Here is a 19747-nt window from a genome sequence, read left to right on the forward strand (position 1 = left end):
GCGTCAATGGCCAGCGTCGTGGGCACGCAACTGGAGGCCTTGACATCTGGTTGCGAAGTGCCCGGCCTCATCTGGTGCGGACGTTCGCTTCAAGTACACGGACGATTGAGTTCAGACCGAAGCCGAAGGCCCCGTCGACATCATCGCCCACGCGATGCACCCGCCCCCAGCACCCCCGCCTCCACCCCCGTGAGCCACAGGCGCACATCGAATTCGAGCTGATGGTAGTCCGGCTCCATGTGCGTGCACAGTGCGTAGAACGCCTTGTCGTGCCATCGCTCCTTCAGATGCGCCAGCTCGTGCACGGCGATCATCCGCAGGAACGCGGCGGGCGCCTGGCGGAAGAGGCTTGCGATGCGGATCTCGCGCTTGGCCTTGAGATTGGCACCCTGCTGCCGCGAGACGGCCGTGTGGGTGCCCAGGGCCTGGTGTGTCAGGTGCAGCCGGCTGTCGTAGAGCACCTTGGCCAGCGGCCCGGCGCTGCGCATGTGGCGGCTCTTGAGCCCACTCACGTAGTCGTAAAGCGCGCCATCGCTGGCGATGTCGTGGCGCTCGGGATAACGCCGTTCCAGGCTGCTGCCCAGCCGACCGTCGGCGATGAGGGCCCGCACCTGCGCCCGCAGCTCGAGCGGGTAGGCCGCCAGGTACTTCGTTGTCGGATCAGCGTTCATCCCGGGGCACGGGGCGCGCCGGCGCGCCGCAGGTCGCGCAGCATGAACAGGTACAGGCTCTCCAGCTTCTCCCGTGCCCACGGCGTCTTGCGCAGCACTTTCAGGCTGGACGCGATGCTCGGTTCGCTGCTGAAGCAACGCAGGGCAACGCGCTGCGCGAGTCCATCCCAGCCGTAGTGCGCCACCAGCTCGGTCAGGATGGCCTCGAGCGTCTTTCCGTGCAACGGGTTGCGGGGCTGGGCGGGCGGTGGCGTCAACATCACGGCGGATTCTCGCGCGGCGCGCGACCGCTGGCGCTTTTGCTGACGTCCTTCAGCGCCACGGCGGTCGCCGATCACCTCGAGCGTCACGCGCTTCGCCAGGTTCCTGGGCTCATGGCTACGCTTCATCGCCCCCGGTGATGAGGCCTGGGGCTGCTTGGCAGCGGTTGGAGCCTCTGGCGGTCAGCATGCGAACTCACGGTCACGGCCACCAAGCTGACCTTCACTGCCACGACCAGGTCTGCCGTGAGCGTCGGCAAGACGCAGGACAGCAGGCGGCCGCGGCTTCACCTCAGCGGCCGTGGCCGTGAACAACCGGTCCCGCTTCCTGTGGCGGGCTCCAGTCGACCCTGACCTGAGATTCGCGGCCCTGAATTCGTCGCCGCAAAGCGGTCGTCGGCCCTGTTCGTGGGTCCCGAGAGAGGTCCCGCAGTGGCGGGCACACATCTGCAGGTGGCTCTTTGGGCGACTGCGGCTTGGCTCAAGGTTCTGACGGCGCGCGCACCGGGGCAGGTCGTGACGACGAGATGCCTGGCGTTGCCCGCGGCTGAAGTTCAGAACCGCGGGAACCCAAGCGTCGGCCGCACTGAAGCGCGAAGAGGTACGGATCCGTTGGAGGCTATGCGCCGACGCAGCCACCCCGATCGTCTGGCGATCAGGCACGCCACCTTCACCTCAAGCCGACGTCCACCCACTCCAGAGTGAAGTGTCCGCTGCCGTCGTTGCGGTAGACCAGGCCGGTGGCTTCAGCGCTGGTACCGCTGGCCAGGTTGTCGGGGAACAGGTCCAGGTCGCCATCGGCGTCGATGTCCTGCACGCGCAGCCACGGGAACCAGTCGGTGCCGCCGAAACCGGGTTCTCCGGTGGGCTTGTCGACATGGGTCGCGGTGACGTCGCTGAACTGCCGGTTACCCGAGTTCAGCAGAACCTGCACCGTGCGGCCCATGTAGAAGCCCAGACCCGGGCCGTCGTCGCCGTCGCGGGTGCGGTTGAGTACCAGGTCGCGGTCGCCGTCGCCGTCGAGGTCTTCGGCGTCGAAGTCCAGCACCGCGCCGTAGGGTGCGGCGGCCGGGATCAACGTGCGACTGGCCACGCTGTAGGCCCCGGTCGAACTGCCCCAGTAGATGGCGGTGCGGTCGCCGTCTCGCTCATGCGCGCCCAGCAGCAGGTCGACGAAGCCGTCCTGGTCGACGTCGATCAGCTCGGCGCTGAACACCTTGCCCATGCTGCCGTCGAATCGGTTGGTGGCTTTGGTGAAGCCCGCGGCGCCGTCGTTCACGTAGAAGAACGGGTCGGAGCCACCGACGAAGATGTCGATGTCGCCGTCGTGGTCGATGTCGGCAGCCGCGCCGCCATGATGGAAGCCCACGTCGGGCATGCGTGTCCAGCTGAATGTGCCGGGGGCAGTCTGTAGGATCAGCTTGGGCGCGGCGCCAGGGAACGGGGGAGCGTCGAAGCCGTGGTCGAAAACGAAGATGTCGGCGAGTCCGTCGCTGTTGAAGTCGGCTGTGATCGACTTGCGCGCATGCTCGGCCGGTGGCAGCGCGCCGCCAAAGGCCTGCGGCGTGGCGGTCTGCCACGCGAAGATGTCGGCTCCGGTGTTGAAGGTCAGGAAACTGCCGGTCTCGCCGATCAGCAGGTAGTCGCCGGTGGCCATGAAGACATCGGTGTCGCCGTCGCCGTCGGCATCCAGGTAGGCCACCGCGTCGCGCAGGCTGCCCACGCCCGCCGGCGGATGTGGCAGGAAGTAGTACGAGATGCGGATGTCGGGCGCAGCGTTCGTGTACGAGCTCCCGGCGTCGGCGTTCGCCTGCGGCGACAGGCCCAGGTCGACGAGTGCGGAGCCGCCGCCCGACACACCGCTGGACCCACCGCTGGACCCACCGCCGGAAGACGCTGTTTCGTTGCCGCCGCCGCCACAGGCAGCCAGGGCCAGCACGGTGGCCACGGCAGTGGCCTTCGTGAATCGCTCGATCCTCATACACGCCCCTACGGTGATTGGCGGACAGCGCGACCGCCCCAATGACGCCGTGTGATCCGCAGTGGGCAATCGGCGATTCGTTGGGGCAAATGAACCCGAGGCCCGCCATCGATGGCAGACGGCGTGAACGTGGTCACGCGCGTGCCGGTGCTCTGGACGAGGCACTGCGCTCGAAAGGTAAGCGCCACGTCAGCTCTACGCGACCAGCACGACCCGAGCGGCGCTGCCGAGGTGACGGCCAGTGGATCAGGCTGCGCTGACGGCGGCCCTGCGGTTGCTCCTGCCACCAAACCTACAGGACGACAAGCCCGAAACCCGCCAGCCGACACCGCCAGCTCATGGCCGCGTAGAGCCACCGTCGGGCTCAGATTGCCCGACTGAAACCTGTCATCCGTTGGCGCTGCTCGACTGATACTGGGCGCGCGTCATGAAGGACCGGTTGTGGCCGAGACCGCCACTTCGCCGCCGCCTCAGGACGCTGTCGATCGGCGCAAGGGTCTCGGCCTTCCAAGGCCAGCTTCCAGCGACGATGCCGAACTTACGTTGACGGCCAAGACCAGTCATCCGTTATCGGCCCGCAAGGCAGCCGTGCCAACGAAGCTTCATCGCGACTCCATCCCGATGACGTCGAAGAACGCGCGCACCATTCGCGTGTCGCGACGCTCCGCGAGACACACCACGTGGGCATAGGTGCGGACCTGCGCGTCGCTGATGCGCACGGCGTGAAGACCTGGCCCCGGCACGTACTCCACCTCGGACACTGCTGCCACACCAACGCCTTGTGCGACCGCCTCGCGGATGATCTCACGGCTGGCGACCTCCATGACGACCTCTGGCTCCACCCGGGCCGCCTTGAGGGCCGACTCGATTGCCTTGCGCGTGGTAGACCCAGACTCGCGCAGGATCAGCCGCTCGCCCTGAAGCTCCGACGTGCGGATGCTGCGGCGATGCGCGAACCGGTGTGTGCTGGAGCAGAAGACAACGACCGGGTGTTCGCTGTAAGGCACCGAAACGAAGCGCTTGTCACGGAACACCTGGGCCAGCACGCCCACGTCGGCTGTGTAGTCGAGCAAGCGGTCGAGCACGTCCTGCGAGTTGCCAGTGTTGACGGACACTTTGACTCCCGGATAGCGCTGGTTGAAAGCGACCAACATCTTCGTCACGTGCGAGGGCCCCACCGCTGCGACGCGCAACCGGCCCGAGCGCAGCCCGCCGGCGTCCCGCAGCAGTTGCACCGCCTCAGATTCCAGCCCGAAGATCTGGCGTGACAACTGGAGTAGGCATTCGCCTATTTCCGTGGGGCGCACACGCCGGCCAGTGCGATGGAAGAGCTCCACCTTGTAGAGATCCTCGAGCTGGCGCACCTGCGTGGTCACCGTAGGCTGGCTCACGTGCAGGCTTGCTGCAGCCCGGGTGAAGCTGCCCGCCGTGGCGACGGCATGGAAGGATCGCAACTGTGTCAGACGCATGACTGGCGGCTCCGTGTTATCCCTACGCAACTATAGGTTCGATCAATACCTTGGTGCGGAAACTTGGATTGGTCAAATGGATTGAGTAGGAGGAAAGTGAGGTCAAGCTTGCAGCGGGCGACGACTAAGCAAGCTCGTTCGACAACCAACAGGAGACAAACCCCATGAAGCTCACACGGCGTTCTCTACTGGCGTCCACCCCGGCCCTGCTGGGCACTGCGTGGCTTGCCACCACGACCACCGCGCATGCAGCCGACGTGCTGACGGTGGGGCTGATTCCGTCCGAGGACTCGCGCGCCATGATTGCCAACAGCCAGGCAATGATCGACATGCTGTCCAAGTCGCTCGGAATGCCGGTCAAGCCGTTCGTCGCGGCCGACTACAACGGCGTGATCGAGGCGCTGCGTTCTAAGCGTCTGGACGTGGCTTACCTCGGCCCCTTCTCATACGTGCTGGGCGCCACGGTCGCTCCGATCGAAGCCTTTGCTGTCGCCGAAACCAAGAAGGCCGGCAGAACCTTCTACCACTCGCTCGTTGTCGCGCACAAGGACAGCGGCATCAAGACGGTGGCTGACCTGAGGGGCAAGACCTTCGCTTTCGTCGACCCGAGTTCCACGTCCGGCCACCTGTTCCCGAAGGCCGGCCTGATGAAAGCTGGCTTCAACACCGAAACAGACTTCGGTCGCGTCATCTTCTCGGGTTCGCACGACTCGAACGCAGTCGCCGTCCAGAACAAGAAGGTCGAGGCGGTGGCGATCGCCGATCGCATCCTCGACGCGGCCATTGCCAAGGGCTTGGCCAAGCGCGAGGACCTGGTCGTGGTGTGGAAGTCGGACCCGATACCCGAGTCGCCCACGGTCTGGCGCAAGGATCTCGACCCGGCGCTGAAGAAGCGGATTCAGGCTGCCTTCCTCGACGTCAAGAACATCCCATGGTCCGACCAGGGCGAGCTCAACGGCTTCCACCCGACCAGCGACGCGGCATACGACGTGATCCGCGAAACCGCCAAGTCGCTCAATCTTGATCTGAGGAAGATGAAGTGATCAAGATCCGCGGCCTGACCAAACGTTATGGCGAGTTCGAAGCCCTTAAGGGCATCGACCTCGACGTAGCCCCCGGCGAGTTCCTAGTCGTGCTCGGCCCCTCGGGAGCCGGCAAGTCGACGCTGCTGCGCTGCATCAACCGGCTCTGCGAGCCGACGCGCGGCGACATCCATGTCGACGGCCAACTCGTCACCGACGACTCGGCCAGCCTGCGCAAGCTGCGCCGGCAGGTCGCGATGATCTTCCAGCACTACAACGTGGTGCCGCGCCTGTCCGTGCAGAAGAACGTGCTGACCGGCCGCCTCGGCGCGATGCCGTCTCTGCTGTCGTGGCTGCAGGTCTTCCCGCGCAAGGACATCGCAATAGCCCACGAGTGCCTCAAGCGCGTCGAACTCGACGAGAAGGCCGAGTTGCGGACCGATACCCTGTCGGGCGGACAGAAGCAGCGGGTGGGCATCGCCCGTGCGCTTGCACAGCAGCCCAAGATCATCCTCGCCGACGAGCCAGTTGCGAGCCTGGACCCGAAGACCTCGCGCACCGTGCTGACCTACCTTCAGCAGGCCAGCCGCGAACTGGGCATCTCGGTGGTCTGCAACCTGCACCAGATCGAGTACGCGCGAGAGTTCGGCGAGCGCATCGTCGGCGTGTCGGCAGGTCGCGTGGTATTCGAGGGCGGACCGGACGCCCTGACCGACGACGTGCTGCATCGCATCTACCCCGGCCTGGACCATGGCGAGTCGAGTAGCAGCCCCATGGCTGCCGCAACAGCCGAGCCGGCACTGCGCCAGTTCGCGCTCGAGGAGGCGTGAACATCATGAACATTGGTTCCTATACCTTGTTGGTCGCGCGGCCGAAGGGCAGCCTCGGATGGTGGCCTCGCCTCGCGCTCGGCGGCGCGATCCTCGGCGCGCTGTGGTGGGCAGCCATGGGCAGCCAGGTCAGCCTTGGCGAACTGCGCAAGGGCTTGCCGTGGATCGGTGACTTCCTCGGTCGGATGTTCCCGCCCAACTGGGCGTTCCTCGACAAGCTGGTCGTCCCGGCGATCGAGACCATCCAGATCGCGATCTGGGGCACCCTGCTGGCGATCTTCCTGGCTGTGCCGGTATGTTTCCTTGCGGCGCGCAACCTGACGCCGAACATGGCGGTGTTCCACGTCACGCGCCAAGTGTTCAACGTCACGCGCGGCATCAACGAAATCATCCTCGCGCTGATCTTCGTCGCCGCGGTCGGCCTCGGCCCGTTCCCAGGTGTACTGGCGCTCGCGGTGCACGGTGCGGGCATGCTCGGCAAGTTCTTCTCCGAGTCGATAGAGGAGATCGACCACGGCCCGATCGAGGCGCTGCGTTCGACGGGCGCCGGGCCGATCCAAATCATCATCTTCGGCGTGCTGCCGCAGGTGATCACGGCCTGGATCGCAGTCGTCCTCTACCGCTTCGAGACCAACCTGCGCCAGGCCACGGTACTCGGCATGGTAGGTGCCGGCGGCATCGGCTTCGAGCTGGTCGGCAGCATGAAGCTGTTCCAGTACCAGGACACCGCGACCTGCATTCTCGTGATCATTGCGATGGTGATGGTGGCCGACTACGTCTCCACCCGACTGCGCGCCTGGATCCAGAAGGGAGCCCGCTGATGGACGCCGCTCGCGAATCGGTAGAGGTCAACGGCCGCCGCTACCTGAGGCCGGGTGCGCCGGTCGTGGTGGTCTGCGTCGATGGCTGCGAGCCGGACTACATCACGCAGGCTATCCAGGCCGGCGCGGCCCCCTATCTGCAACGGATGTTGTCGGCCGGCGGCAGCTCGCTGATTGGCGACTGCGTGGTGCCCAGCTTCACCAACCCGAACAACGTCTCCATCGTCACTGGCGTGCCTCCGTCGGTGCACGGCATCTGCGGCAACTTCTTCTACGACGTCGAGGCGGACCGAGAAGTGATGATGAACGACCCGGCCTATCTGCGTGCGCCGACGCTGCTGGCAGCGTTCGCGCAGGCTGGCGTGTCGGTGGCGGCGGTGACGGCCAAGGACAAGCTGCGCACGATGCTGGGTCACGGGATGAAAGGGATCTGCTTCTCGGCCGAGAAGGCGGATAAAGCAACGATCGCGGAGTGCGGTATCGACAGGCTGCTCGAGTTGGTCGGCATGCCCGTGCCCTCGGTCTACAGCGCCGATTTGAGCGAGTTCGTGTTCGCTGCCGGCGTAAGGCTGCTCGAGACGCGCCGGCCCGACCTCACCTACCTCTCGACCACCGACTACGTGCAGCACAAGGCCGCTCCAGGCACGCAAGAGGCCAACGACTTCTACGCGATGATGGACGGCTATCTCGAGCAGCTTGATGCGCTGGGCGCCGTGATCGGCCTGACGGCTGACCACGGCATGAGCCCGAAGACCGACGCCGCAGGCCGGCCGCGCGTGATCTACCTGCAGGAAGTGCTGGACCAGCACCTCGGCGAGCGCGCGGCACGGGTGATCTTGCCCATCACCGACCCCTATGTCGTACACCACGGTGCGCTCGGCTCGTTTGCGACGGTCTATCTGCCCGCGGCAGCCTGCGCACATGCGACGCGAGTGCTGCAAGATCTGCCCGGCGTGGACGTTGTGCTGACGCGCGAGCAGGCGGTCGAGCGCTTCGAGTTGGCCGGCGACCGCATCGGCGACCTGGTGGTCGTCTCCGACCATCTCACCGTGCTCGGAACCAGCGCCAGCCGCCACGACCTGACCGGCTTGACGGTGCCGCTTCGCTCGCACGGGGGCATCTCCGAACAGAAGGTGCCCCTGCTCTTCAACCGGCCTCTGCAGGGCGTGGATCCGACCCGTCGGCTGCGCAACTTCGATGTGTTCGACCTTGCGTTGAACCACGTCGCCTCGCCTCGCCAGGGACTCCGAAATGCCGCATGAGTACTTCAACCCCATTCGCAGCGTCTTCGGAGCCGGGGCCCTGTCATCCCTGCCGAATCTGCTCGCGGGCCGACGCGCGTTCCTGGTGACCTTTCCGGAAGCGCGCGGTCTGGGCCTGGTGGACCGGGTCGAGAAGCTGCTCAAGGGTCAGCTGGCCGGTCTGATCGACAACGTCAAGCCGAACCCCGATGTCGCCGAGCTGCGCGCGCAGTACGAGACATTCTGGTCCAGTCCGGACGACGCCGATGTGATCGTCGCGCTCGGTGGCGGCAGTGCGATCGACACCGCCAAAGCGCTGATGGTTGGCAGCGGCAGCCGCCGTTTCGACGACTTGGTGGCGGGTCTTGCAAGCGGCAATGGCTTCATTCCCGCCATGACGAAAGCGCTCATCGCAGTGCCCACCACCGCCGGAACCGGGAGCGAGGTCACGCCCTGGGCGACGATTTGGGACCGTGGTGCGCAGAAGAAGTACTCACTGCACCTGGAACAGACCTGGCCCGCCGTTGCGCTGATCGACCCCGAGCTGATGCTCTCGCTGCCGGCCGGCGTCACCTTGCAGAGCGGCCTGGATGCTCTCTCGCATGCGCTCGAATCGATCTGGAACGTCAACGCCAACCCGCTGTCGGACACCTATGCCGTGGCCGCGGTGCACGACATCTTCGAGACGCTCCCAAAGCTGATGAAGCATCTCGATGACTTGGACCTGCGAAGCCGAATGGCGCTCGCCGCGCTGAGAGCCGGTATGGCGTTCTCGAATACGCGCACGGCATTGGCCCACTCGATCTCGTACGAGATGACCCTGCGACACGGGCTGCCGCACGGGATCGCGTGCTCATTCCCGCTGCCGATGGTGCTGGAGCGTGCGATTGGTCAGCGGTACGACCGCGACGCCGTACTCGAAGGCGCACTCGGCCCTCTGGACGATGCACCGCGCCGTCTTGCTGCCTTTATCGAAGGCCTGGGCGTGAAGACGCGTTTTGTCGACTACGGTGTCGGGGAAGCGGAGGCCGAGGCGATGGTTGCCCACGCGCTGACCGGCACACGCGGGAAGAACTTCATAGGTGCGCCCAGCGAGGTCACGGCATGAACGCAAGAGACGGAACGACGAATGCCCGGAAGGACAGCGCGGGCTTCCGTGCCGAAGCGCTGCGGATCGACGGCGAAAGGATTCGCACCGAGAGGCACCTGGATGTGGTCAACCCCTACACCGGCGAACGTGTCGGCACGGTCGGCTTGGCCACGATTGAGCACGTCCGCCGCGCCTACGAGGTCGCGCAGGCCTGTGTTCCCACGCTGTCGCGCTACGAGCGTGCCGCGATCCTCAACCGCGCTGCGGCCCTGCTGCGCGAACGCACCGAGGAAGCCTCGAACCTCATCACCGCCGAGTCGGGGTTGTCAAAGAGGGACAGCGTCTACGAGATTGGCCGTGTCGCCGATGTGCTCGGCTTCGGCGCCACCGAGGCGCTGCGCGACGATGGCCAGGTGTTCTCGTGCGACCTGACGCCGCATGGAAAGCGCCGCAAGGTGATCACTATGCGCGAGCCGCTTCTCGGGGTGATCACAGCGATCACGCCGTTCAACCACCCGATGAACCAAGTCGCGCACAAGGTCGTGCCTTCGGTGGCGACGAACAACCGCATGGTGCTCAAGCCTTCGGAGAAGGTGCCGTTGTCGGCGCTGTACTTCGCCGACCTGCTCTATGAGGCGGGGCTGCCATCTGGAATGCTGCAGGTGCTCACCGGCGACCCGCGTGAGATCGCCGACGAACTGCTGACAAACCCAAGCGTCGACCTGATCACCTTCACCGGTGGCGTATCGATCGGCAAGTACATTGCGCACAAGGCGGGCTATCGACGCATTGTTCTCGAGCTCGGCGGCAACGACCCGCTGATCGTGATGGATGATGCCGACCTCGACAAGGCGAGCGATCTCGCAGTGCAGGGTTCGTACAAGAATTCGGGGCAGCGCTGTACCGCAGTCAAACGCATGCTGGTGCACGAGAAGGTGGCGCACGAGTTCACCGAGCGCGTTGTCGCGAAGACTCGGGCCTGGCGCTATGGCGACCCGATGGATGCGACCAACGAGATGGGCACGGTGATCGACGCGGCGGCCGCCAAACTGTTCGAGGCGCGTGTCGAGGAAGCTGTAGCGCAGGGTGCACGCCTGCTTGCTGGCAACAAGCGCGAGGGAGCGATGTACTCGCCGACCGTGCTCGACCGAGTGCGCCCGGAGATGACCGTGGTGCGCGAGGAGACCTTCGGGCCCGTCTCGCCGATCATCACCTTCAAGAACATAGACGAGGCCATAGCCATCTCCAACGGTACGGCCTTCGGCCTGTCGTCCGGCATTTGCACGAACCGCATGGACGACGCGACGCGCTTCGCAAAGGAACTGAACGTCGGCACCGTCAACCTGTGGCAGGTTCCAGGCTACCGGATCGAGCTAACGCCCTTCGGCGGCATCAAGGATTCGGGGTTGGGCTACAAGGAGGGCGTGCAGGAGGCGATGAAGTCGTTCTGCAACGGCAAGACCTTCACGATGCCGTGGTGAGCTTGTTTGAAGGGAAGGAGAGCGTCTGGCGTCTGCTTTGGAGACCGTTAGCTGACTGCTCTGGGTCGGAGTCTGCCGGCCGCTGACGGCGGAAGGAGTCATTCGCGAGCCACCATCCGGCCCGTCATGCTCAAGTGGCCGTTGAAGAAGGTGCAGCGGTCATCCGCCAGGCGAGTGCTTGAACGACGGGGCCGCTCAGGGCTGCCGCTCATCCGTCGAACCTGACCGGCAGGACCCAGTCTGGAACCGACACCCACCCGCCAGCTACAGATCCGCGCAGCTCATCACCCCTGAGCGCAGACCATATCCCTTCGCTTGACCGACGCCCTTTGCAGGTCGACCCATTGCCGCGCCGCCCGCAACGCGCCCGGCAACCGCGCGCTGGCTGTCGCGCTCAGGCCCTCGCCCAACGCGAACGACTCGCCTTCGATCGCCAGCTGCCACGCCTCGGGCAGCCACTGCCCCAGCCGCTGCGCCACGTGCAGCACGCCCGAAGGCGTCAGCGCATGGCTCAGCGCCGGCAGCGCCTCGGCGGGCGCCACACGGCGCAGTGCAGCGCCCACGGCCACCCGCGACGCATCGACGAACAGCACGGCGTCGCGCCCCACCAGGTCCAGCGCATGCTCCACCTGCAGCTGAAAGTCCACCAGGGTCTCGACACCGGCCAGGCCCTCGGCCTCCAGCCGTTCCACCAGCGCCGGCCCAAGCCCGTCGTCGCCACGCGCCGGGTTGCCCACGGCGATCACCAGCAGCGGTGCCGTCACGGCGCCTCGCTCGACTCGCGCCGCATGCGCCCATCGCCGTCGCGCACCACGCGGTCGATCAGCGCGCCGTCCGGCGTCTCCAGCGCCACCACCAGCGGCATCTGCCCCAGCGCGTGCGTGGCGCAGCTCAGGCAGGGGTCGTAGGCGCGCACGGCAGTCTCGATGCGCGCCAGCAGCGGCTCGGTGATCTCGTGGCCGCTGAGCTCGTCGCGCGCCACGGTGCGCACGGCCTCGTTCATGGCCTCGTTGTTGTGCGTGGTGCTGACAATGAGGTTGCAGTCGGTGATGAGGTCGTCGTCGCCGATGCGGTAGTGGTGGATCAGCGTGCCGCGCGGGGCTTCGATGATGCCCACACCTTCACGGGGACCACCGTGTTTCGGCAGCGGTACGGCCAGATCGCCGGCCACCACGGCCTCGTCGTCCAGCAGCGCGCCGATGACTTCGGCCGCATGCAGCATCTCGATCATGCGCGCCGCGTGGTAGGCCAGCGAGCCATGCACGGGACCACCCGCCATTAAGGCCTGGCGTCGCGCCTCGGACCGCGGAGTGGACAGGCGGTCGCACACCTGCAGCCGCGCCAGCGGCCCCACGCGGTACCAGCCGGACTGCCGGCCCAGGCGTTTCAGGTAGGGGAACTTCAGGTAGGTCCAGGGTTCCGTGGTTTCCTCGATGTGGTCGGCATAGGCCTGCACGTCCACGTCCGGGCCCATCGGCACACCGTCGGCCGTGCGCCAGCGCAGCGCGCCGTCGTACAAGTCCAGCGCGCCGTCGGGCCCGACCAGGCCCAACCAGCTGGACCGCATCGTCGCAAAGCCGTCGAATCCGGCCGGGTCCTGCGCGCGGATCTGCTCGACGAGATCGATGGCGGATTCGCACCAGCCGAGGATCTGCGGCAGATCGGCGCGCAGCGCCTCGCGTTCCTCGACGGTCAGCCGCCGGTTCACCCCGCCGGGGATGGATCCGGTGCCATGCACGCGCTTGCCGGCCGTCAGGCGGATCACCTCCTGCCCGAACTTGCGCAGCAGCACGCCCTGGCGGGCGATATCGGGGTACGCCTGCGCCACCGCGGCGATGCTGCGTTGGGCGGGCGCCGTGTCCCAGCCCAGCAGCAGTTCCGGCGACGAGAGGTGGAAAAAATGTAGCGCGTGCGACTGCAGGATCTGCCCGTGGTGCATCAGCCGGCGCAACGCCTGCGCTGACGGCGGCACGGCAGCGGCCACGCCCAGCGCCACGTCGATGGCCTTGCTGGCCGCCAGGTGGTGCGACACGGGGCAGATGCCGCACAGGCGCTGCACCATCACCGGCACCTCCCAGTACGGCCGGCCGACGATGAAGCGCTCGAAGCCGCGGAACTCCACGATGTGCAGCCGCGCCTGCACCACCTGTCCGGCATCGTCCACCAGCAGCGTGACCTTGCCGTGGCCTTCGACGCGCGAAAGCGGGTCGATGGCGACACGCCTCAGGCCCTCGGGAGCGGTCGGTGTGTTCATCAGTCGTAGCGCAGCGGTGGCAGTGAGGGTTCGCGGCCGACCAGCAAGGCCGTGAGCAGCGCACCGATGGTCTCGGCACTGGGCGGGCAGCCGGGCAGGAAGTGGTCCACGTGCACCACCTCGTGGATGGGGTGCACCTGGGCCAGCGGCAGCGGCAGTTCGGGGTCGTTGGGCACGTCGCTGCCCGGCGCCAGGCCGGGGCGGCTGCGGTAGACGTCCACCAGCATCTGCCCCACGTCCAGCGCGTTGCGCTGGGCCGGCAGGCCGCCGTTGATGGCGCAGGCGCCCACGGCCACGAGCACCTTGCAGCGGGCGCGGAACTCGCGCAACACGGCCACGTTCTCTGCATTGCACAGGCCGCCTTCGACGAGGCCGACGTCGCAGGGCCCCAGTTCCTTCACGTCGTTGAGCGGGGTGCGGTCGAGCTCGATGCGCTCGAACAGCGGCAGCATCGCTTCGTCGAGGTCCAGGAACGACATGTGGCAGCCGAAGCAGCCGGCCAGCGACACGGTGGCGATGCGGGGTTTGGCGGTCACGGGCCCTCCCCCGACCTTTCACGGTCGGCTGGCTCGCGCCGATCCACCGCACGCTGGCCGATGGGCACGGCATACCCGCGTCGCTTGGGCCCGATGGCGCCCACCGGGCAGATGCCGGCCGCCATGTCGTTGGCGGCCAGGGCACTGTCGGCGAGCAGGCCGCTGCCGCTGTTGACCACCACGTGCGTGCCGGTGCCGTGGCCGCCGATCTGGAACACGCCCTTGCCGTCCACCTCCCACGACGCGCGCACGCACAGCTTGCACAGGATGCAGCGGTTGAAGTCCAGCCACACGTCCGGGTGGCTGGCGTCCACGGCGTGGCGCGGAAAGAACTCCTCGAAGCCCGGGCCGGTGACGCCCAGCGCATAGCCGGCGTCCTGCAGTCGGCAGTCGCCGCTTTTCTCGCAGCCCGGGCAGAAGTGGTTGCCTTCGGTGAACAGCAGTTGCACCAGCAGGCGGCGGCGTTCGTGCAGATCGTCGGTCTCGCTCTCCACCACCTGCCCGGCCGCCACGCGGGTGGTGCAGGCCGACGCCAGCCGGCCGTCCACGCGCACGGTGCACAGACGGCAGGCGCCGCTGGGGCCGAGCGCAGAGTGCCAGCACAGGTGCGGGATGTCGCGGCCGGCCCGGGCCGCGGCGGCCATCACGGTGTCGCCCTCTTCGAACGGCAGCGCGGTGCCGTCGAGCATGAAGCGGGAAGGCTCGTCCATGGCTCAGCCCTCCTGCGGCAGGTGCGCGCCGGCGTCGTCGCGCCCGGTCACGCGGCGGGCAGGTGCGAGTTCGGCGTCGAGGTCGAAACCCGGCACGAAGCGCGGGCCCTGCAGCCTGCGCGCATACGCCGTCGGAAAGCGCTGCAGCGTGTCGCGCAGCGGGTTGGTGGCGGTGGCGCCCAGGCCGCAGTGCGTGGTGCCGTGCAGCAGCGATTCCAGCGCACGCAGTTCACGCTCGTCGAAAACCGAGCCATGGCCGCGGGCCAGCTTGTCGAAGCGGCGCTTCACGAGTTCGGTGCCCACGCGGCACGGCGTGCAGAAGCCGCAACTCTCGTGGGCGAAGAACTCGGCAAAACCGTGTGCGACCTCGAACGGGTCGCGGGTGGCGTCGAAGACCATGAAAGCGCCGGCGCTGGGCACGTCGTCGAAGGCGATGCGGCGGTCGAACTCGCCCACGCCCAGGGCCAGACCGGACGGGCCGCCCACCTGCACCATCTGCGTGTCGCGCGCGCCCGCGGCGGCCAGGATCTCTGCCACCGTGACGCCGAACGGGAATTCGTAGACGCCGGGTCGGGCACAGTCGCCGCTGACCGAATGGATCTTGGTGCCCGCGCTGCCCGGCACGCCCAGGCCGGCCCACCAGACCCCGCCCTGGCGCGCGATGTGCGCTGCCGCGGCAAAGGTCTCCACGTTGTTGACCACCGTGGGCTGCCCCTGGTAGCCCTGCTCCACCGGGAACGGCGGGCGGATGCGCGGCACGCCGCGCTTGCCTTCCAGCGACTCGATCAGCGCACTTTCCTCGCCACACACGTAGGCACCGGCACCGAGGTGGATGGCGATGTCGAAGTCGAAGCCTTCCACGCCGAGGATGCCCGGCCCCAGCAGCCCGGCGGCCCGGCGCCGCGCCAGCACCGATTCCAGGTGCTCCAGCAGGAAGCGGTACTCCCCCCGGAGGTAGACGAAGCCATGGCGGGCGCCCAGCACGTGCGCCGCCACGGTCATGCCCTCGACCACGGCGTCGGCCTGTTCGCTGAGCAGTACACGGTCCTTGAAGGTGCCGGGTTCACCTTCGTCGGCGTTGCACACCACCACGCGCGTGCCGCCCTCGGGCACCGGCGCTGCACGGCACAGGGCCCACTTGCGCGCGGTGTCGAAGCCGGCCCCACCGCGGCCGCGCAGGCCGGAGGTGGCCAGTTCGGCCAGCGTGGCGTCCGCGCCGCGCGCCAGCAAGGCGTGCAGCGATTCACCGAGCAACGGCGGCGCGGCGAGCAGCGGCCCGGCCTGCCGGATCTGAGGCATCACCTGATGCCACGCCGAGGGCCAGGCCGTGGGCAACTCTCCCGCGAGCAGGCGCATCGCCAGGTCGTCGATGCGGGCATCGTCCAGCCGCGTCAGCACCTGGTGCTGGTTCACCAGCGCCGCCGGCCCCTGGTCGCCCAGGCCGGTGCAGGAGGTTAACCCGACCGACACCGCGCCATCGGCCGACACCTGGTCGGGCACCACACCCAGCCTTTCGCACAGCCGCGCCACCAAGTGCCGGCTGCCAGCGTGGCGGTCGGTGACGTTGTCGCTGAAGAGCAGGTGCACGCGGCCCACCGGCTGCAGGTGGAAGAAGCGGTAGAAGCCGGCCACGCCCTCGACGATGGCCGGCGTCAGACCCACGCCATCGGCCACGGCGGCCAGCACCTCGCGCGGCAGCCAGTGCGTGAGCGCCTGCACCTCGCGCAGGATCTGCACCAGCGCCGCGCGCTGCCCGCCATGCCGCCGCAGCACGGCGTCGATGGCAGCGGCGGTGGCGGTGTTCACGCGGCCACGGGCACCAGGAAGTCGCGCCCGATGCCGGCACCCAGGTCGTTGACGCGGTCGAGGAACTGCGTCAGGTAGGCGTGCAGGCCGGTGGCCAGGATCTCGTCGATGCGGCCGAACTGCAGGTCCGCGCTCAGCCGGCCGGCCTTGCGCAGCGTTTCGCCGCTCTGGTCGTTGGCCACCTGGCGCAGGTTGGCCTGCACCTCGTTGATGCAGGCCGCCAGCGAGCGCGGCATGTCCGGGCGCAGGATCAGCAGTTCCGCCACGCGCTCGGGCCGGATCACGTTGCGGTAGACCTTGCGGTAGATCTCGAAGCCGGAGACCGAGCGCAGCACCGCCGCCCAGTGGTAGAAGTCCAGCTCCAGCGGCGTGGCCGGGCCGTGCAGCGGCTGCTGGCCGGTGGATTCCGGCCCGAAGAAGTCCGCCTGCGCCGTCAGCGCATGGAACTTCACGTCCAGCAGCCGTGCGGTGTTGTCGGCGCGTTCCAGGAAGGTGCCGATGCGCAGGAAGTGCAGCGACTCGTCCATCAGCATCGTGCCCACGGTGACACCGCGGCTGAGGTGGGAACGGAACTTGACCCACTCGAACAGTTCGGCCGGATCGCGCTCGAAGTCACCGCTCTTGAGCAGGCGGTTGAACTCCAGCCAGGTCTGGTTCTGCGTTTCCCAGACCTCGGTGGTCAGCGCGCCGCGCACGGCACGCGCGTTCTCGCGCGCCGCGCGCAGGCAGTTCCAGATGCTGCTGAGGTTGGCCTCGTCGCGGACCATGAAGTCCATGACGTTGCGCGCATTGACCTCGTCGTGCTTCTCGTGGAAGTACGGTGTGAGCTCGCTGATCGACAGCAGGCCGCGCCAGCCGGACTCGGCCATGTCGGCCGATTGCGGCAGCAGCGAGGTCTCGTAACTGACGTTGAGCATGCGGGCGGTGTTTTCGGCCCGCTCCATGTAGCGCGCCATCCAGAAGAGATGGTCTGCGGTCCTAGACAGCATGGCGGTCCTCCATCAGGCCGAAAACACCGCTGCGCGCTGGCGCGCGCGCCGGTGTTGTGACTTCGCCTCTGGCGCTGCGCGCCAGACCGGCCCGCTTCATGTAGCGCGCCATCCAGAAGAGATGGTCGGCAGTGCGTGACAGCATGGGTTCAGTCCTCCTTCACGCTTCCAGGACCCAGGTGTCCTTGGTCCCCCCGCCCTGCGACGAGTTGACGACCAACGAGCCTTCCTTCAGCGCCACCCGCGTGAGCCCGCCCGGCACCATGCGCACACTGGTGCCCGACAGCACGAAGGGCCGCAGATCGATGTGGCGCGGCGCGATGCCCGCCTCCACGTAGGTGGGGCAGGTGGACAGCGACAGCGTGGGCTGGGCGATGTAGTTCGCCGGGTTGGCCTCCAGCACGGCGCGGAACTCGGCGATCTCGGCCTTGGTGGCCGCCGGGCCCACCAGCATGCCGTAGCCACCGGCGCCATGCACCTCCTTGATGACGAGCTCCGACATGTGGGCCAGCACGTAGGCCAGGTCCTCGGTCTTGCGGCACATCCAGGTGGGCACGTTGTTGAGGATGGGCTTCTCGCCGAGGTAGAACTCGATCATCGCCGGCACGTACGGATAGATGCTCTTGTCGTCGGCGATGCCGGTGCCGATGGCGTTGCTCAGCGTGATGTTGCCGCGGCGGTAGACGTCCAGCAGACCGGCGCAGCCGAGCGTGCTGTCGGGGCGGAAGGCCATCGGGTCGAGGAAGTCGTCGTCGACCCGCCGGTAGATCACGTCCACGCGGCGCGGGCCCTGGGTGGTGCGCATGTAGACGAAGCCGTCGCGCACGAACAGGTCCTGCCCCTCGACCAGTTCCACGCCCATCTGCTGGGCCAGGAAGGCGTGCTCGAAGTAGGCGCTGTTGTACATGCCGGGCGTGAGCACCACCACGTTGGGCTCGGCCACGCCGGGCGGCGCCACGCTGCGCAGCGTGTCCAGCAGCAGGTCGGGGTAGCGCGCCACCGGCGCGATTCGGTGCAGGCTGAACAGCTCGGGGAACAGCCGCATCGTCATCTTGCGGTTCTCGAGCATGTAGCTCACGCCGCTGGGCACGCGCAGGTTGTCTTCCAGCACGTAGTACAGGCCCTTGCCGCTGTCGTCGGCGGCGCGCACGATGTCGATGCCGGCGATGTGCGAATACACGCCACCCGGCACGTCCACGCCGGCCATCTCGCGCCGGTACTGGCTGTTGCCCAGCACCTGCTCGGCGGGCACGATGCCGGCCTTCAGGATCTCCTGGTCGTGGTAGATGTCGTGCAGGAAGCGGTTGAGCGCCGTCACGCGCTGGCGCAGGCCGGCCTGCATCTCGTTCCACTCGTGTCGAGGGATCACGCGCGGGATCAGGTCGAACGGGATCAGGCGTTCCGTACCCGAGCCGTCCTCGTCCTTGGCGCCGTAGACGGCGAAGGTGATGCCCACGCGGCGGAAGATCAGTTCCGCCTCGGCCCGTTGCGCCTGCATCACCTCGGGCGGCTGCTGGGCCAGCCAGCGGGCGTAGGTTTCGTAGTGTTCTCGCACCTGGCCGTCGGCCGTGTGCATCTCGTCGAAAGGTTTCATCTGCTTGGCTCCTGCCCTGCCAGGGCGACAGCAACTCCCGTGCCGTCGGTCGGGTCATTCTGCGTGACGAGCGCGGGCGCGGCCGGATCAGCGATGCGGCGCGTGTGCACGCCCACGGCCAGCGCGTGCGCGCCGCCGCCGCGGATCACGCCACGCAGCGGCGCCACGTCGGCGTAGTCGCGGCCCACGGCCAGGCGCACGTGGTCGGTGGCCGGCACCAGGTCGTTGGTGGGGTCCAGGTCGAGCCAGCCGTCGGCCGGCACGCCGGCGGTGTCCGGCGCCCACACCTGCACCCAGGCGTGCGACGCGTCGGCGCCCACCAGCGCGGGCTGGCCGGCGGCCGGCGTGGTGAGCAGGTAGCCGCTGACGTAGCGTGCCGGCAGCCCGAGCATGCGCAGCGCGCCGGCCAGCAGGTGGGCGAAATCCTGGCACACGCCGCGTCGCCGGGCGAAGGACTCGGCCAGCGGCGTGTCCACCAGCGTGGCGTTGCCGTCGTAGCGGAACTCGGCGTGCAGGCGGTGCATGAGGTCCAACGCGCCGGCGGCCACGGGGCGGCCAGGCGGGAAGCTAGGCTGGGCCCAGGCTCGCAGCACCTCCAACCGCGGCACCCGCGGCGACGGCAGCGTGAACTCCACCGCCGGCTCGAACGGCGCCCGCGCCACGTAGCGCAGGCGAGGCACCACCGAGTCCCACGCCGGGCCGGCGTCGGCCTGCAGGCGCGCGAAACGCGGCGCCACACCGACCACGCTGGTGGCCCGCACCGTGAGCCGTCGGTGCGGCACGATGACGGCGAAGCTGCTGCGCCGGTTGCCGAAGACATCGGTCTCGTCGTGGCGCTCGTCGGGCGCGGGGTCGACCGTCAGCACGCTAGAGACCACCTGCTGCGCCGCATCGGCCAGCGGCATCAGGTGCGCCAGGTGAAGCGCCGGCGAGACCAGCGCGGCGTAGTCGTACCGGGTCTCGTGGGTGACCTCCAGCCAGGACCACGTCAT

General features: G+C 67.8%; 19 protein-coding genes. 6 read left to right on the forward strand and 13 right to left on the reverse strand.

Features of this window, described 5'->3' with window-relative positions; all coding sequences use genetic code 11:
- Positions 1 to 140 precede the first annotated feature (140 nt).
- The 4 genes from ENE75_RS17580 to ENE75_RS17595 form a co-directional block, all read right to left on the reverse strand.
- Positions 141 to 671: a YgjP-like metallopeptidase domain-containing protein gene (locus tag ENE75_RS17580; protein WP_128199629.1), complete on the reverse strand. Its 531-nt coding sequence runs from the start codon at positions 669 to 671 to the stop codon at positions 141 to 143.
- Positions 668 to 931, reverse strand: a complete 264-nt coding sequence (locus ENE75_RS17585; protein ID WP_128199739.1) for a VF530 family protein — start codon at positions 929 to 931, stop codon at positions 668 to 670. The genes ENE75_RS17580 and ENE75_RS17585 overlap by 4 nt, the downstream gene beginning before the upstream one ends.
- A 670-nt stretch (positions 932 to 1601) precedes the next feature.
- Positions 1602 to 2912 carry an FG-GAP repeat domain-containing protein gene (locus tag ENE75_RS17590; RefSeq protein ID WP_128199630.1) on the reverse strand — a complete coding sequence of 437 codons (1311 nt, stop codon included), beginning with the start codon at positions 2910 to 2912 and terminating at the stop codon, positions 1602 to 1604.
- Positions 2913 to 3514: 602 nt separating this feature from the next.
- Positions 3515 to 4381: a LysR substrate-binding domain-containing protein gene (locus tag ENE75_RS17595; RefSeq protein WP_128199631.1), complete on the reverse strand. Its 867-nt coding sequence runs from the start codon at positions 4379 to 4381 to the stop codon at positions 3515 to 3517.
- A gap of 164 nt (positions 4382 to 4545) precedes the next feature.
- Here ENE75_RS17595 and phnD point away from each other — a divergent pair, with 164 nt between their 5' ends.
- Genes phnD through phnY form a run of 6 tightly spaced genes read left to right on the forward strand, consistent with a single transcriptional unit; the run spans position 4546 to position 10866 of the window.
- Positions 4546 to 5424: a phosphonate ABC transporter substrate-binding protein gene (gene phnD, locus ENE75_RS17600; RefSeq protein WP_128199632.1), complete on the forward strand. Its 879-nt coding sequence runs from the start codon at positions 4546 to 4548 to the stop codon at positions 5422 to 5424.
- Complete coding sequence (gene phnC / locus ENE75_RS17605) at positions 5421 to 6233, forward strand: phosphonate ABC transporter ATP-binding protein (protein WP_128199633.1); 813 nt, start codon at positions 5421 to 5423, stop codon at positions 6231 to 6233. The genes phnD and phnC overlap by 4 nt, the downstream gene beginning before the upstream one ends.
- 5 nt (positions 6234 to 6238) lie before the next feature.
- Positions 6239 to 7054 (forward strand): phosphonate ABC transporter, permease protein PhnE, encoded by an 816-nt coding sequence (phnE, locus tag ENE75_RS17610; protein WP_128199740.1) that lies wholly within the window; start codon positions 6239 to 6241, stop codon positions 7052 to 7054.
- Positions 7054 to 8316 carry a phosphonoacetate hydrolase gene (gene phnA, locus ENE75_RS17615; RefSeq protein ID WP_128199634.1) on the forward strand — a complete coding sequence of 421 codons (1263 nt, stop codon included), beginning with the start codon at positions 7054 to 7056 and terminating at the stop codon, positions 8314 to 8316. Before phnE ends, phnA begins: the two co-directional genes overlap by 1 nt.
- Complete coding sequence (gene psrA / locus ENE75_RS17620) at positions 8306 to 9403, forward strand: iron-containing alcohol dehydrogenase PsrA (RefSeq protein ID WP_128199635.1); 1098 nt, start codon at positions 8306 to 8308, stop codon at positions 9401 to 9403. Before phnA ends, psrA begins: the two co-directional genes overlap by 11 nt.
- Complete coding sequence (phnY, locus tag ENE75_RS17625) at positions 9400 to 10866, forward strand: phosphonoacetaldehyde dehydrogenase (RefSeq protein ID WP_128199636.1); 1467 nt, start codon at positions 9400 to 9402, stop codon at positions 10864 to 10866. Before psrA ends, phnY begins: the two co-directional genes overlap by 4 nt.
- A gap of 284 nt (positions 10867 to 11150) precedes the next feature.
- Here phnY and ENE75_RS17630 read toward each other — a convergent pair whose 3' ends face one another.
- Genes ENE75_RS17630 through ENE75_RS17670 form a run of 9 tightly spaced genes read right to left on the reverse strand, consistent with a single transcriptional unit; the run spans position 11151 to position 19747 of the window.
- Entirely contained in the window at positions 11151 to 11630 is a 480-nt protein-coding gene (locus ENE75_RS17630; protein ID WP_128199637.1) for a hydrogenase maturation protease, read from the reverse strand.
- Entirely contained in the window at positions 11627 to 13120 is a 1494-nt protein-coding gene (locus ENE75_RS17635; protein WP_128199638.1) for a Ni/Fe hydrogenase subunit alpha, read from the reverse strand. The genes ENE75_RS17630 and ENE75_RS17635 overlap by 4 nt, the downstream gene beginning before the upstream one ends.
- A complete protein-coding gene (locus tag ENE75_RS17640) occupies positions 13120 to 13656 on the reverse strand; it encodes an NADH-quinone oxidoreductase subunit B family protein (protein WP_128199639.1) in 537 nt (178 codons plus the stop codon). Before ENE75_RS17640 ends, ENE75_RS17635 begins: the two co-directional genes overlap by 1 nt.
- Complete coding sequence (locus ENE75_RS17645; protein WP_128199640.1) at positions 13653 to 14366, reverse strand: 2Fe-2S iron-sulfur cluster-binding protein; 714 nt, start codon at positions 14364 to 14366, stop codon at positions 13653 to 13655. Before ENE75_RS17645 ends, ENE75_RS17640 begins: the two co-directional genes overlap by 4 nt.
- Before the next feature lie 3 nt (positions 14367 to 14369).
- Complete coding sequence (locus tag ENE75_RS17650) at positions 14370 to 16172, reverse strand: NAD(P)H-dependent oxidoreductase subunit E (RefSeq protein ID WP_128199641.1); 1803 nt, start codon at positions 16170 to 16172, stop codon at positions 14370 to 14372.
- On the reverse strand, positions 16169 to 17161 hold the full coding sequence (locus ENE75_RS17655; RefSeq protein WP_128199642.1) for an alpha-E domain-containing protein: 993 nt from the start codon (positions 17159 to 17161) through the stop codon (positions 16169 to 16171). Before ENE75_RS17655 ends, ENE75_RS17650 begins: the two co-directional genes overlap by 4 nt.
- Positions 17151 to 17306, reverse strand: coding sequence for an alpha-E domain-containing protein (locus ENE75_RS17660; protein WP_128199643.1), 156 nt, complete (start codon positions 17304 to 17306; stop codon positions 17151 to 17153). Before ENE75_RS17660 ends, ENE75_RS17655 begins: the two co-directional genes overlap by 11 nt.
- A 15-nt stretch (positions 17307 to 17321) precedes the next feature.
- Positions 17322 to 18755, reverse strand: coding sequence for a circularly permuted type 2 ATP-grasp protein (locus ENE75_RS17665; RefSeq protein WP_128199644.1), 1434 nt, complete (start codon positions 18753 to 18755; stop codon positions 17322 to 17324).
- Complete coding sequence (locus ENE75_RS17670) at positions 18752 to 19747, reverse strand: transglutaminase family protein (protein WP_128199645.1); 996 nt, start codon at positions 19745 to 19747, stop codon at positions 18752 to 18754. Before ENE75_RS17670 ends, ENE75_RS17665 begins: the two co-directional genes overlap by 4 nt.

The organism is Rubrivivax albus, assembly GCF_004016515.1.
Lineage (GTDB): Bacteria > Pseudomonadota > Gammaproteobacteria > Burkholderiales > Burkholderiaceae_C > Rubrivivax > Rubrivivax albus.

Bases quoted from the DNA above. Each gene is read 5' to 3' on its own strand.
- ENE75_RS17580 (WP_128199629.1), bottom strand. From the start codon at position 671: ATGAACGCTGATCCGACAACGAAGTACCTGGCGGCCTACCCGCTCGAG.
- ENE75_RS17585 (WP_128199739.1), bottom strand. From the start codon at position 931: ATGTTGACGCCACCGCCCGCCCAGCCCCGCAACCCGTTGCACGGAAAG.
- ENE75_RS17590 (WP_128199630.1), bottom strand. From the start codon at position 2,912: ATGAGGATCGAGCGATTCACGAAGGCCACTGCCGTGGCCACCGTGCTG.
- ENE75_RS17595 (WP_128199631.1), bottom strand. From the start codon at position 4,381: ATGCGTCTGACACAGTTGCGATCCTTCCATGCCGTCGCCACGGCGGGC.
- phnD (WP_128199632.1), top strand. From the start codon at position 4,546: ATGAAGCTCACACGGCGTTCTCTACTGGCGTCCACCCCGGCCCTGCTG.
- phnE (WP_128199740.1), top strand. From the start codon at position 6,239: ATGAACATTGGTTCCTATACCTTGTTGGTCGCGCGGCCGAAGGGCAGC.
- phnA (WP_128199634.1), top strand. From the start codon at position 7,054: ATGGACGCCGCTCGCGAATCGGTAGAGGTCAACGGCCGCCGCTACCTG.
- psrA (WP_128199635.1), top strand. From the start codon at position 8,306: ATGCCGCATGAGTACTTCAACCCCATTCGCAGCGTCTTCGGAGCCGGG.
- phnY (WP_128199636.1), top strand. From the start codon at position 9,400: ATGAACGCAAGAGACGGAACGACGAATGCCCGGAAGGACAGCGCGGGC.
- ENE75_RS17635 (WP_128199638.1), bottom strand. From the start codon at position 13,120: ATGAACACACCGACCGCTCCCGAGGGCCTGAGGCGTGTCGCCATCGAC.
- ENE75_RS17645 (WP_128199640.1), bottom strand. From the start codon at position 14,366: ATGGACGAGCCTTCCCGCTTCATGCTCGACGGCACCGCGCTGCCGTTC.
- ENE75_RS17655 (WP_128199642.1), bottom strand. From the start codon at position 17,161: ATGCTGTCTAGGACCGCAGACCATCTCTTCTGGATGGCGCGCTACATG.
- ENE75_RS17660 (WP_128199643.1), bottom strand. From the start codon at position 17,306: ATGCTGTCACGCACTGCCGACCATCTCTTCTGGATGGCGCGCTACATG.
- ENE75_RS17665 (WP_128199644.1), bottom strand. From the start codon at position 18,755: ATGAAACCTTTCGACGAGATGCACACGGCCGACGGCCAGGTGCGAGAA.
- ENE75_RS17670 (WP_128199645.1), bottom strand. From the start codon at position 19,747: ATGACGTGGTCCTGGCTGGAGGTCACCCACGAGACCCGGTACGACTAC.